Source organism: Terribacillus halophilus (genome assembly GCF_900101385.1).
In the GTDB taxonomy this organism is placed as follows: domain Bacteria; phylum Bacillota; class Bacilli; order Bacillales; family Amphibacillaceae; genus Terribacillus; species Terribacillus halophilus.
The window spans coordinates 53,423-67,696 of sequence record NZ_FMZB01000005.1 but is presented as its reverse complement, the minus strand read 5'-3'; the positions used below and the strand labels follow the sequence as shown (position 1 = coordinate 67,696).

Genomic DNA, 14,274 nt, shown 5'->3' with positions numbered 1-14,274 from the left:
TGGCAAATCAATAAATTATACTGACTGAGCAAGAAGAAAACAATCAGTCAGGAGTGACGATAATGAGTCAAGAAAAAATGAAAGCTATAGGTCTTTATAAATACTTACCACTAGATGATCCGGAAAGTCTGATAGAAGCGGAAATTGATAAGCCTACCCCTGTAAACAGGGATTTATTGATCAAAGTAAAAGCTATTTCTGTGAATCCAGTTGATACGAAACTCCGCTCTCCGAAGGCTACAGTTGAAAAGCAGCTAAAGGTGCTTGGCTGGGATGTAGCAGGTGTAGTAGAAGAAGTCGGCCCAGAATGCTCCTTATTCAAACCAGGTGATGAAGTCTTCTATGCTGGGAGCATAAAACGTCCCGGGGGCAATAGTGAATTTCATCTAGTGGATGAAAGAATCGTTGGGAAGAAGCCAGCAAATCTGGATTTTGCCCATGCAGCAGCATTGCCATTAACCGCAATAACAGCATGGGAAGGATTATTTGACCGCTTAGGCGTAAACACAGATCCTTCCAAAAATATAAATAAAAGAATCCTGATCATCGGTGCTGCCGGCGGAGTCGGATCCATTGCCATACAACTAGCCAAACATGCCGGCCTTGAGGTCATTGCAACTGCCTCCCGACCAGAGTCTACTGAATGGGTCAAAAAACTAGGTGCTGATCATGTCATCAATCACTATAATGCTTTCACTCCACAGCTAGTGAATATAGGGATGACAAATGTAGAATATATACTTTGTTTAAACAGTACCGAAAAACATTGGAGCAGCATGGCTGAAGCAATTGCACCTCAAGGAAAGATATGTTCGATTGTGGAAACCGATGAAGAATTAAATTTAACTTTATTGAAAAATAAAAGTGCAACATTTGTATGGGAATTCATGTTCACCCGATCCAGCTATGAAACGGACGATATGATCGAACAGCATTACCTTCTGAATGAAGTAGCTCGCCTCGTAGATTCCGGGATAATCCTGACAACTGTTACAGAAAAACTGACACCGATAAATGCAGGGAATCTTCGTAAAGCACATGCAATTCTTGAGTCAGGACGTACAGTTGGGAAGGTAGTTCTGGAACAGTTCTAATCAGCATTAATAACTTTTGATAATATAACTTACCCAATAGATAAAGGGGGTAGCAAATAGCTATCCCCTTTATCTATTCTATCTATTACAAACCAACTTACTCTGCAGCGTATTGACTACTGCTTTAATGTGATTTAAAAGGAGTAAAATTTGTTGTGACGTCAAGATCTATTACGCAAAAACTCCTCATTCGTCACATCCGTCACAAACATATGCCCCGGCGCATGCGTAATCACTAATGGAATCTGTGAATGGATCGCTGCCGATTGAGGTGTTACGCCACATTCCCAAAAAACAGGTGTCTCTTCTTCTCCATACTCCGTGAATTCGCCAAAATCAGGCTTACTGATATCATCAATACCTATTTCTTTCGGATCTCCTACATGAATTGGAGATCCATGCATGTTTGGAAACTGTGCAGTGATATCAATTGCCTTTTGAACTAGCTCATTTTTAATGGGTCTCATGGAAACTACGACAGGTCCACTAAATTCACCAGCTTGCTTCGTTTGCCGGTTCGTTATGTACATCGCAACATTTTTGTTCTGCTCAATATGTTTTAAAGGAACGCCTTCCTTTAGTAATGCACTTTCGAAGGTAAAGCTGCAGCCGATTAAGAACGATACAAAGTCATCCCGCCAGATTTCCTTAAGTTCATGACGTTTCTCCGATATTTTTCCGTTCTCATATACAAAGTAAAGTGGAATATCACTTCGAATATCCGAGCCAGCAGCGAGAGCAGATTCAACCACTCCTGGTTCCAATACATCAATAATTGGACAAGACTTCGGATTTCGATTAGCAAATAACAAAAAATCAAAAGCATATTCTTTTGGTACGATTGCTAAGTTTGCTTGAACATAATTACTGCCTACTCCAGATGTATGGGTATTAAATTCACCAGTTCTGATCTTTTCTCTTAAATCACGTGGATTCATATGTAACTCCCCCTATCTATAGTTTTAGTTATTGCATTTAACATGCTTACTTGTCAATTGATCCTCTTCAAGTAATGAAACTAAGAAGCAATGTAGCACGTATATATATAAATACAAATAAAGGGGTAATGTATATATGTTAGAAGGAATGGCAATTGTATCCATAACCATTGTACTTGTTGTACTGGCAGCTATCGCAGGAATTGCATGGTTCATTTACATGAAAATCAGATTCCGTACCGTGCCCTCCAACGAAGCACTCATCGTTACCGGACCGAAACTCGGGGATGAAGAAAAAGAAACAAATATCTATAAAGATGACCAAGGACGCTATATGAAAGTAATCCGTGGCGGCGGTCACAGGCTAAGAATGTTCCAAACCGGTACAAAAGTTTCCTTGAAATCATTCCAATTACAAATCAAAACACCAAAAGTATATACAGCACAGCATGTTGGTGTATACGGAGAAGCTGTCGCAACAGTCAAAGTAGCAGACACGCTCGAAGGTATCGTACGATATGCCGAGCAGTTCTTAGGGAAAGTGCAGGAAGAAATCGAGCAGGAAATTGGCGAAGTATTAAATTCCAGTCTGCGCGCAATTTTATCAAGTATGACCGTTGAGCAAATCAACGGTGACCGGGAACGTTTCAATGAAGATGTGCGTAAAATTGCACAAAAAGAATTAAATGACATGGGCTTCCGCATTACATCACTTGGACTTACAGACATCAGCGATGATGACGGATACTTGGAAAACTTGGGTCGTCCACAGATCGCCGAAATCGAAAAAGAAGCTGAAATAGCCGAAGCGAACAACAAACGGGAAACCGAACTCAAACAAGCAGAAGTAAACGAAGAAGTATCCCGTGAGAAATACCAGCGTGAAATGAACATCGCAGAAGTTCGTAAAACAAAAGACATCAAAGATGCCCAAATTAAAGCGGAAACAGAACGTGAAAGAGCCATTGCCGAAGCTGCATACGAACTGGAAAAAGAAGAAAAGCGCCTAGGTATCGAAAAGCAGCGACTAGAAATCAAAGAACAGGAACAAGAAAGTGAATTAAGACTGCGCCAGAAAGAACGTGAAAATGACGTCAAATTGGAACAGCAGCAAGTAGAAGTGCAAAAACAAAAGGCCGAAGCAGAATACCTCACCAAAACAAGAGAAGCACAAGCCCGTGCCGAAGCAAGAAGAGTCGAAGGAGAAGCGGAAGCCGAGGTCATCAAACAAAAGAGCATCGCAGAGGTCGAAGCGATCGAAAAACGCGCTCAAGCAATGGCGAAGCACCAAGACGTCATCCTACGTGAGAAACTCATCGATATCATGCCGGATTATGCAAGAGCAATCAGTGAATCATTCAGTAATGTCGAGTCTATTCGTATTTTGGATAATGGATCAGGTGGTGGGATTAACTCCTTGCCTAATACTGTGACAAATACGATGGCAAACCTGCAAGAGAGTCTTGGTCAGATGACGGGGTTTGATTTGGAAGGGTTTTTGGAAAACATCAGTACCTCTAAGCCAAATAAAGGAACGGTTGAAGATAACGCAATATCAGACCAGCAACAAATTACGGTTAATGAATCTGCACTACGTTTCGAAGAAGAAGACACAAATCAATGAGTAAAACTAAGACACCTGTGCGTTAGCACAGGTGTCTCTTATTGTTCCATGACCACCGACAGAGAGAACGTTCTTTCTATCAATCTATGCAAGTAGGTATTTTATTGCGTCTTGGGACACGTTTTGTAGTGTTATCTCAATAGCGAGGTTCTTTCTAAGAATTCTTTATTACTATAAGTAACAAATATTTGTTGGAAGTAAAGTTCATATACTTGATCATTGAGATTATATACTATCTGATTAATTCTCTTTGTTGTATCTGCTGTAAGTTCAGCATCCAGATTTTTGCGCCTATCTGTTTCTTCCTTCATCGCTTCCATTATCTTACCCTTTTGGTCTTCACCGACGATAACTTGGTTCACTAATTTATAGAACTTCTCGTCTTCTTCCCAAATTGGCTCAGCAACTTTCTTTAATGAGCTACGTAGATGATTAAAATCTTCCGCCGGCAATAGATGCTTCCATACTTTGCTTTTAATTTCAGTCACCTTTTCAGTCATCTTACATCTCCCTAACTAGATCAAATAGTTTTAAGAGGTCTTCTTCTTCTTTGAAAAGCTTCGTTATAGCCTCTTTATATGTGTTGAGATAAATGTAACCAGAATCAACAGACTTCCTCATTTCAATCATTACTTCTTCTAGATCAGCGTTAGTCAAAGGATTAATAATTTCATTGACTCTTGCTGATTCAACTTTATATGTGGGGTATTTATGCTCTTCCAGAAGAACTGCATAACTCTTAGGATTTGCCTCTATATGACCAATCTCACTCATTATTTTTGAACGCCTTTCCAAATAAGTCAAAGCGACTTCTGCGTGTACTGCTTTTTCTAAATCAGTAAGATATCGGGTTTTATCCTCTAACGATGTAGTGCCTTCTCTATAAAGCCTTAAAGCAGCGGACATATTTACTTTGATTGGTGTTCCGCCACCTCGATTAGATGTAAGGACCATATCTTTACCTATATAGCTTTTATTCCCACCAGCTTTAGCGTTTAACAACTCATTAATGCTGTGGCTATCAACGATGCTACCTAAACTCTCCATGATCCCACTATCCTTAATATTTTTCATCGCTTCATTAAAGGCTATCCACACCTTGACGATGTCCATTATTAAGTCACCATCAGCTTTTATCTTATCGAAGAATCCACCGCTTTCATCTGCTTCAACATTCTGAGAGATTGCATTTTGTACAGTTTCGAGCTCTTTAGCTAATTTAGCTATTTCATCAATCATAATAGTTTTCTGTTTTTCTGTTATATATCCCTCTTCGTATAACCTTCCAAAAATAGCCTCTGAATTATCGGTAATAATATTTAATTTATCTATTAAAGGCGGTAGACTTTCATCAACCGCCTTTAATGTGTCATCTAACTCTTCTTGATCGAAGAGATACCAATTACCCAGACTTTCCAAGGAATTCAGATCTTTAATGTACTCATAATTCACTCCGAGGGTTTGCTCCAACACTTCACCAATACCACCATCTGCATCAGCCTTCGCATACAAAATGCCCAAATCAACAAATTCTTGCAAGACATCTTCCGGTATATCATCTATGACTGTCTTAATACCTGCTAATTCCGGGTTGGTATCGATATACTCGATTTTCCCCATCGGGGCTAAACCAATTCTCTCGGTGATTCCGTAAAGGGGATCGTCGGTTGAAATGACTTGATGTATCTTAACTCCTGAATCTTTAAAGTACTCTTGAGTAAAATCAACCAAGTCCTCTTTAGGGATGTTGTATATACCATCTTCATTAACTAATCCAAACTCTTTTCGTACTTCATCAGCAAACAGAAAGTCGTACTTATACTGAGAATATGGAGAGACCTGCAATCCATTAAGACCATACATACTATCATAAGTTCCATCAGATATACCGGTTACTGTTCCGTTTTGATTTCCCAGAGAGTGACCTAGGGAATTTACTTTTACCTCTTCATCAATAGCAAAATGACTTTTCGCTTCATTTGTAAAATCCCTAGCTGCTTGCGCCTGGTCTACTGTTTGCCCCAAGTACGCTCCCTTTACATTGTATGCCCAATCAATCATAGTATCTGATTGAGTTCCTTGATTAATAACAAAGAGTTCCTCTTCTTCCCCTTCAGAAATCAGTAGCGCAGTTCCGTCATAGCCTGTCAATTCAGGATCAACCGATTTTGCCTCGGAGGAGTGGAACATCTTTAACTCACCCTCAAAGACCTCTCCTGTTTCTTCAAGGTAGATATACTTGAACTTTTCTTCTAAATTAGCAGGAGATAAATCATCATACTCTGTATTAACTAATCTCATCCAAACATCTGTAGAAGTTATTTTTTCTAAGGCCATTATTCTCACTCGTCCTCTTGCGCTGTTAGCTTAATGGAACGGAATATCTCAAGTAACTTTTCTTTCTCAGGCTTAGCCAACCTCTCGCAATCTTCTTCACTTAATCCTTCCTTACAAACAACGGAGGCGGATATTTGAATCTGCTGGTTATTGTCATTCCAAATTAAAGCGGCCATACCCGGGTAAGGCCCTACTGTGAAATCTGCATATTCCGCATACTGTTTTCCTTCATTGTCAGAACCCAAGGATTTAAATTGGAGTTCCTCTTTTCTTCTACTAGACATACTTTCCTTGCTGCTTTCTTCACTACTCATAAAGCCATAATAATGTACCATAATGGTTGGCAACACGTCTCTCACTTCAATATCTTCCGGTAAGAATGAAATCTCCATCATTTCACTCCCATCATTCTGACCCTTGCTATAGCCTCTTTCTATAATGATCATATCTTCTGGGAAATCCATCGTGAAATTATTAGTTCCTGATTTAAATGGATAATACCCTTCCTTAACCGGCTCCTCAGATTGTATAAAGTCACGAGTGAATTCATCCTGGAGTGCAGGAACATCAGGAAGTTCTTTTGGTTCCATTTCAGATGGCGATGTGGATTTTTTGTTCTCACCCATACTACAACCTCCTATCATCAATGTTGTTAAGATAAGTACGATTACAAAATTTAATCTCAAGTAGTCCTACCCCCAATATACAGTTAGCGCTTATATCCTAAAAAAATTATATAAAATATATCCAGTGATTCCCATTAGTTTACTATAACGTAAAGAAAAACCCTTCTTTAGTCGAGGGTTAAAAGTAATGAAAATTGATAAATAGAAGTATAATGGACTTATTTAGCAACAATTTAAAACTATTTTCGTATAATCAACAAAGGATCGCATCACCCCACTTGGGCACACATATCAGCGTTTATGATGGATATTCGGAAAACTTAAGTCGCTCGCAAATTGCCAAAATCGAAAAAGAAGCTGAAATAGAGAAGCAAACAACAAACGGGAAACCGAATTTAAGCAGGCAAACTTAAAAAAGGAGCCCTGATTCAAATCAGCGCTCCTTCTTTCATTACCTTTATTTTTTAAGCTTAACAGGTACACCACTCCTTGCAGACTCTAAAGCAGCATACGTCACCTCATGTGTTAGATATGCATCACTATACTCAGAGCGGATTTGAGAGGTGTCGCCAGTACGAACGGCATGAATAAATGCCTCATTTTCCCGAACGTATGGATTGTCCGTATCCTTATATGTTGTCTTTATACCCTCAAGGTCGATTTCTAGTTTATCGCCCTGCCAATCTAGCATTCCTTTATCTGTGTATAACTTGAGTCCAATATCTCCCATGCCTCTAGGAAGGATACACGTATTCGACAGGTTAGCTATCACGCCATTTTGAAGCCGTAAACTTACCGTACCAATGTCCGGCACATTATCGTACTTGTTATGCTGTACTTGATTGCCATACATCGCAAAAACTTCTTCAACCTCACCGCAGACGTATCTTAGTAAATCTACAATATGCGTTGTTTGTTCGATAAACTGACCGCCAGATTTCTCTTGATCTCTCCAGCAGCCCACCATGGGCATCTCGCCCATCCATTTACCTAATACCACGCCAAGCGTTTGGCCATTTAACTTTTCTTTTAGATACTGAACCGAATCACTGTATCGAAAATGATACCCAACAGACGTAATCATAGAACTTTCATTCATACGCTCTAACACCTTAGCTGGGATCTTGTCCTCTGTCCCCAGTGGCTTTTCGATGAGGAAAGGAATACCGCGCCCAATAAGCTCTAATTCAATCTCTCCCCGAACCATTGGCGGCGTAACGATATAAACCGCATCAAGCTCCTCAGCGTCCAGCATTTCCACATACTGATCATACCCATTCGCACCCTCATAATCGGACGCCATATCTGCTGCTTTCTCTTTACTTGTTCCGCAAATAGCCTGGATCTGAACCCCATCCATCTTTGATAGAATGTTCGCATGCTTGCGGCTAAACCAGCCTGTTCCAATCATTCCAATTTTGAGTGTCATCTTTTTCTCTCCCTTGTTTGTTGGTAGTGAGTTGTAAAGAGAAAGATGATGCTTGCGTTTCAGCAGTGTGGTGTGTCCTAATGAATTACATTGATGAAAACACTTTGAGGTAGTTAAATTTCGGATAGTAATTTGGTACTGTAAAATCTAATTTAGTTAAATGCTTTATCGATAAGAATGGAGTTAGAGCAACTCCGAGAATTGGAAAGCTACTTTCAATTATCTCAAAACAATAAAAACTCAACAATAAATAAAATTATCAGTTATCTATAGAAAATTCAGATTCCGGACTGTGCCATCTAACCAAGATGTGGATGCAGATAATGTAAAATCAGGTTAACAGCAAATTACGAATAATAATACCAATATAAAAAAGACTAAGTCATGAATAAAAAAGCAATACCATGAATCAAAACCACCAGTGTGAACTGGTGGTTTGTTCTGCGGCTGAAAGCCTTTGTTACCGGCCTAGGCCTCAAAGGCCCGCTGAATGGGTTCCCTCTTGCACCACATCTACTCACCAATTCTAAAGGATTTCTTTATTTCTTCCGATTTTTTTCTCCTGTAAATGGATCGTACTCTTCGAATAATGTCAATTGATCGCCCATATAGTCCTCTTTTAGCTGATTCCTAATATATTCTTGTATTTGTTTCTTATTTCTCCCGACTGTATCAACATAGAATCCTCGGCACCAAAATTTTCGATTTCCATATCTATATTTTAAATTGGCATGACGATCGAATATCATTAAACTACTTTTCCCTTTTAAGTATCCCATAAATTGTGACACACTTAATTTCGGCGGGATACTTATCAACATATGAATGTGATCCGGACAAGCATTTGCTTCATGGATAATCACACCTTTCCGTTCACATAAATCCCTAATAATTTGTCCGATACTCTTTTTGTATTTTCCGTAAATAACCTGCCTTCTGTACTTTGGCGCAAATACTACGTGATACTTACAATTCCATGTTGTATGTGCTAAACTGTTCATGTCCTTCATAGGGCACTCTTCCTTCTATGGCGAGATAAAGTGGTCGGGAAACCAACTTTACCCTACCATGAAGTGAGGGTTTTTTATTACCACGCTAGAAGCTTTCTGGAACCCCCGGCATAGCCAGGGGTTTTCTAATACATATAACAAGACACCTGTGCTGACGCACGGGTGTCCTTAGTGAATTAATATTTATCTTAAAAAAGAGTGAATACTGCATTATGGATCCTCCGTAAGCTTACCAACTTATTTAAGTAAAAAAGTACTCTTTTCTAGCCTTCATGCCTTTTTAATTAATATTCATATAGTTCCTGTTTTACGTTTATATTAGCAGCTCTAAGACCAAATTTAGAAAATTTGTATCTCATGTATAAGGAAATTTTATCCTCATGAGTTGATAGAATTATTTGTTTATCGTAAAAATCATTTCGAAGTAACTCTACAAGAGATGCCATATTTATCTCATCCATCGTCTGAGCCGGATCGTCTATTAGTATCGTGTTTAACCCACTTTGATTATATACTTTATTTAGAGCTAAAGTAAAAGAAAGCACAGTGGCGGACAGTTGACCTGAACTAAAGGAATGAACTATATCATGGTCAGTTTCTTCAGGTGGCACAAAATTGATAGCCTTCACTTCAGGTTCTTCGTCTCTATTGTTTGTCTCCTGTTTTATAAATACCCCAATGCCTCGCTGGTGGTTCTGTATAATTTTCCCGCTGTATATAAAGAACGGGATTTCTAAATCATTAATCATTGTCCCTCTATACTGGTTAATTTTTTTAGTATAAATCTCAATTATACCGTCTAGATTAATGCAAATTGAATCTAATTTTTTTCGTTGTATAGTTAGTTTTTGCAATTCCTTGAAAAACCAGTTTGACTGATCATAGAAAGCATTCTCTATATAAAGCTTTTTGAGTTCTATATCTTCAACTCTTATTTTTTCAACCAATTTAAAATCGGAATTGAAAGTATTTATAAAAATTTCTTGTAATAATTTGAAATTATCTCTTGTAAATTCTTCTGTATTCTGCATTCGGGATTCTAAGTCCGATACAAAGCTATTAGTTCTTTCTTCCAAATCGCTGACAATTTTTTTCTCCTTATTATAATATTCCTCAGAGATAATCCCAATATTATCTAAGAACAATTTTGCTTTATTAACATCTATACCCAGATTTTTATATTCTTGCAATTGAAGAAAGAAGTCATCTTTTATTCTAGAATCATCTGAAAGATAACTATCTAATTGGTTTATAATATCTTTGATTATTGCGCTATACAGATTGTTAATTTCTTCAACGACTTTATTAGAATTTTGATCTAAATTTTGTTGTATCTCAATTGTTTTTTGTTCCATTTGTTCCTCTAGTTCTTTAAAGGATTTCCAATCTTGCCCGCAATATGGACAGTTTTGATCATTACTAGAGCCAGATTTAGAACTAATAAGATTGTTGAACTGATTTTTCAAACTCTCGCGCGCTTCCAAGAGTTGTCTCACAGTATTTGACAAGTTGTTAGTAGTTTTATTCAAAGATTTAATATGGTCGATTCTATCTATCAATAATTGTTTATCAGTCTTAAGTTTTAAAGTTTCAAAAATGATATCCCAGTTGATATAACTAGTTAGGATACTTCTTTCTTCAAGTACCTTTAAGTATCTTTTCAAATTGTTGTTTGTTTCATACTCTTTCTTAAAGGTCTCAAACTCTTCGTTATAAAAACCAAGTACAATTAGTGCAGATAATCTTCCTTTATTTGCTATAACTTGTGATATATTATTATTTTTCTTCTGTTTAATATAATCTTCAAAGTACTTCTTAAATTTTATAATTTGGTTTAACTCAGATATATATGTATCTTTTTTAACTTTATCTAAATTATTGAGTTTTTCACTGTCCCATGGCTTCTTGCTAGTAGCAGGCAACAACTTTATGTATTCCACCTGAGTAAACGTTCGATCAGCATCTGAATCTTTCTCGGTTACAAATCCTTTATATTTTTCAATATCTTTATTGATATCCCTTAACTTTCTTCTAAGAACTCTTCTAGTAGTGTCCAGTTTTTCCTTTTGCTCATTCTCTTTTTGTATGTTGAAAAGTTTACTAATAACTTCAATTCTTTCTTTTTCATTTTTTTTAAATAAATGGCTTGAATCCTCTTGCTCAACATAATGATACAAACTATATCTGTCAATAAAATCATTCACTTTAAAGAACTTTTCAAGTTCTTGTTCATTAGTAACTGTTTCAACCGTCATTTCATCATCAATTGTGTTTAATTCATGAAGCTCATAATTAAATTCAAAAGGTTTTTTTCCTGTTGATCTAAGTTTAGTTGGATCAATTCTTCTGGCAAAAACCCTTTTTTTACTACTATCCTCTCCAATAGACTTTAGTTCAATTTTAACTACAACAGGTTTATTTTGATTCTTCGCAAATAAATAATCCCTATAGCCTCTTGCTGTAACAGCTACTTTGAAATTTTGAATTCGTTTTATTTGTCCAGTTAAAACAAGTTCAATACTGTCAAAGATGGTTGTTTTACCGAATCCATTTGGACCATCTAATACTGTAATATCTTGATCTTCAAAAGAAATTACTGCTTTATCGATAGTTTTAAAATTTTCAATATAAAGTCTATTGATGTATAATTTGTTACTCATCTTCTTCTACCACCCCAAGCTTTTCGAGTACCAATTCAAGATTAATTTCCTCTTTTGATTCAATGGATATAATTTTTTCTCTTAAATCTAATTGATATTGTGTCAATTCTTCTCTAATTTCACTTTCTAAATTGGAAAGGTTTATAGTATCTATTTGTAAGCTTAAGAAGTGAAGTTTAATAAAACATTTTGAAATTAAATCATAAATTAATTGTGATTCTTTATTAGTTGTATTCTTAAATTCTGAAAACATATTCTTATTTTGTATTATTCGTTGAAATACACTTGTAATGCTATTTTCATTTTTAAATTGTTGTTCCACCAGTGAAAATTGTTCTTTTGTGTAAGACAAAACATATTTTTTAAAATCGTAAGGATCTTCTTCTAAATCATATACAAATGAAGTCAAATCTCGATCTATTTTAACAGTGTCTTTTTGAAGGAGGATGAGTAATGATAGATTTTTATCAATTCCCTGTTCTTCATTTTTATCAACAATATATTCAAAATAATCATCTATAATATCATGCAGATTTGATTCATCAATATTAACCTCTTTTAAATCAATTACTAAGAAGAAGTCAAATTTATTTTCTTTTGTAATCTTTGCAATAAAAGACAAATGCTCGATATCAGATTTGAATTCGGGTTGTATTTCCTCTACTATATAACTTGCTTCCCAAAATAGTTCTTTTATTATTTCAATCATTTATTGTCCTCCCAGAAATTGTAGTTTTGCTAACAAAATGGATTTGTTTTGGTAGTGTGATTTTTTCTTTTTTTCGATTTCCTGTTATCTTAACCTCAGATTCCATTAGACCTTCTGAACGCTTTCCACCGTAAACTCCATCTAAGTGTTCAGTTAAGTAAAATTTATTATCGAATAGTAAATCAAAAAGACTTTTATCATCTTTTAAATTTTTTATGATGTCCCTTCCAACCATATCAGGATTATTGCGGTCAATAAGAGTTAATAAATAATCATCATTGTCTTTAACAGTAAAAATATTTTTAATAGTCTCCCCATGTACCATTTTGTGGGTCAAATCAAATAAACAATAGAATAACATCCTACGAACACCCGCCTCATTTAAAAGCTTTCTATATGTGTTTAAATCCAGAGATTTTGTAGATATGTTCTTTATCTCTGGAGATAACCTACGACATAATAAAATAAAATCATCATCAGGCAGCTTCTCTAATAGTTCCCATTGCTTGGACCATATATTTCTAACAGTCTCCAATCTATCATTACCTAATGTGCTATCCTCACAATATTGTTCAAAAAGAGAATATAGTTCTTTTAGTAAGAAATTCCCTAATGTTTCAGCAGTACATCCAAATACATGTTCATCGTAAATTACATCATAAACATCAATTAGTCTTAAACAATAATTCGTATCTGATCCATCGTGGATTCTTGAAATTTTTTTGTTTAATCTTTTTAAAAGGTTTAAATATGCAAATGAATACTGCTCGCTTGTTTTATATGTATAATTTTCATGGTGGTTAGTATAAAATTTTTCCAGTTCTTGTTCAATATTTTCTTTAACATCTTCAAGTGGAATTGATTTTATTGCAGGAATATAGCCGCTTATATCATAATTCCTTTTAAAGATAATGAATTTCTCATCAAATATTTGCTGATCTAATAACTTTTCTTGTGTACTCCTGTAAAGTTGCCTTTTATTTTCACTGAGACTTGAAGGGTTATAATTTTTCAGATTACTAATCAGATCTTCTTTTATAAAGGATTCAATTTCACACGCTGTATGTAATGAAATCTCAATAACACTAGGAAACTCTATTGCTTTTGCAAAAAGCTGAAGTATAGCTTCGGTATAACCTGAAATTTTCTCCTTATTCTGAAGTGATTTTACTTGGTGTAGTGATTTTAATTCTCCCTCATATAATATTGCAAAATCTTCGTTCTTTTCGATCTCTATTTCATATTTTTTTATTTCCTCAACATTATTACCAATCTTATTTAGTAAGCATAATGCTGAGTAGATTGTTATATTTCCTTGATATGTAAAACCGCTCCAAGAGGAAGTTGCATCGCCTCTTCGGATCAAATCTTTTAAGTTATTATTAATTTGAGTCAATTGTTTTCCATCTCCTCTTTGCTCATCTCATACTAGACTTAACTTAACTATTTCATCCTTAGTTAAAGCATTAATGTTTTACTACGGTCTAACATGCTTGATGCTTCCTCTAAAGGATGATAATTAAAATCTATTTTCCTAATTTCTCGTCTTCTTTCAAACGGCGATGTGAGGCCATTGCACAAGCAGATCCAATCATTTCGTAATCTTCATTTTCTAAGTAAAAAACTCAGAAATAAACAATACCACCTTTAAAAATCCATTTGTCACATAATAGGCGCGCATAATAATTTTCCTATGGTTTGTCTTATCTTAAATAATAATGAACAGGTATAATTTCTATTCCAAAAGATAAATTTCCATAATATTCTATTTTATTAGGTGATTCTTCTTGATTACTAGACTTGAAACTTTATAAGTGAAGGAGTGCTATACATTCTTTACTCATTCC

Annotated in this window: 11 protein-coding genes; 2 read left to right on the top strand and 9 right to left on the bottom strand. The window is 35.8% G+C overall.

The window, feature by feature from the left end; all coding sequences use genetic code 11:
• The first annotated feature begins 62 nt into the window (after positions 1-62).
• Complete coding sequence (locus BLQ53_RS10030) at positions 63-1,094, top strand: zinc-binding alcohol dehydrogenase family protein (RefSeq protein WP_093727177.1); 1,032 nt, start codon at positions 63-65, stop codon at positions 1,092-1,094.
• Between the two features lie 161 nt (positions 1,095-1,255).
• Here BLQ53_RS10030 and BLQ53_RS10025 read toward each other — a convergent pair whose 3' ends face one another.
• Positions 1,256-2,032, bottom strand: a complete 777-nt coding sequence (locus BLQ53_RS10025) for a putative hydro-lyase (RefSeq protein ID WP_093727176.1) — start codon at positions 2,030-2,032, stop codon at positions 1,256-1,258.
• Between the two features lie 136 nt (positions 2,033-2,168).
• Here BLQ53_RS10025 and BLQ53_RS10020 point away from each other — a divergent pair, with 136 nt between their 5' ends.
• Entirely contained in the window at positions 2,169-3,656 is a 1,488-nt protein-coding gene (locus tag BLQ53_RS10020; protein WP_093727175.1) for a flotillin family protein, read from the top strand.
• Between the two features lie 131 nt (positions 3,657-3,787).
• Here BLQ53_RS10020 and BLQ53_RS10015 read toward each other — a convergent pair whose 3' ends face one another.
• The 8 genes from BLQ53_RS10015 to BLQ53_RS09980 form a co-directional block, all read right to left on the bottom strand.
• Positions 3,788-4,156 carry a hypothetical protein gene (locus tag BLQ53_RS10015; RefSeq protein WP_093727174.1) on the bottom strand — a complete coding sequence of 123 codons (369 nt, stop codon included), beginning with the start codon at positions 4,154-4,156 and terminating at the stop codon, positions 3,788-3,790.
• Position 4,157: 1 nt separating this feature from the next.
• Entirely contained in the window at positions 4,158-5,993 is a 1,836-nt protein-coding gene (locus tag BLQ53_RS10010; RefSeq protein ID WP_093727173.1) for a DUF6792 domain-containing protein, read from the bottom strand.
• 5 nt (positions 5,994-5,998) lie between these two features.
• Complete coding sequence (locus tag BLQ53_RS10005; protein ID WP_093727172.1) at positions 5,999-6,619, bottom strand: hypothetical protein; 621 nt, start codon at positions 6,617-6,619, stop codon at positions 5,999-6,001.
• A 457-nt stretch (positions 6,620-7,076) separates the two neighbouring features.
• Positions 7,077-8,048 (bottom strand): Gfo/Idh/MocA family protein, encoded by a 972-nt coding sequence (locus BLQ53_RS10000; RefSeq protein ID WP_093727171.1) that lies wholly within the window; start codon positions 8,046-8,048, stop codon positions 7,077-7,079.
• 539 nt (positions 8,049-8,587) lie between these two features.
• A complete protein-coding gene (gene tnpA / locus BLQ53_RS09995; protein WP_093727170.1) occupies positions 8,588-9,058 on the bottom strand; it encodes an IS200/IS605 family transposase in 471 nt (156 codons plus the stop codon).
• Positions 9,059-9,342: 284 nt separating this feature from the next.
• Complete coding sequence (locus BLQ53_RS09990) at positions 9,343-11,718, bottom strand: AAA family ATPase (protein WP_093727169.1); 2,376 nt, start codon at positions 11,716-11,718, stop codon at positions 9,343-9,345.
• The gene (locus BLQ53_RS09985; RefSeq protein WP_093727168.1) at positions 11,711-12,427 is read right to left on the bottom strand and encodes an ABC-three component system middle component 1; all 717 of its coding nucleotides are present in this window, start codon (positions 12,425-12,427) and stop codon (positions 11,711-11,713) included. Before BLQ53_RS09985 ends, BLQ53_RS09990 begins: the two co-directional genes overlap by 8 nt.
• Positions 12,420-13,823 carry an ABC-three component system protein gene (locus BLQ53_RS09980; RefSeq protein WP_093727167.1) on the bottom strand — a complete coding sequence of 468 codons (1,404 nt, stop codon included), beginning with the start codon at positions 13,821-13,823 and terminating at the stop codon, positions 12,420-12,422. Before BLQ53_RS09980 ends, BLQ53_RS09985 begins: the two co-directional genes overlap by 8 nt.
• Positions 13,824-14,274: the final 451 nt, after the last annotated feature.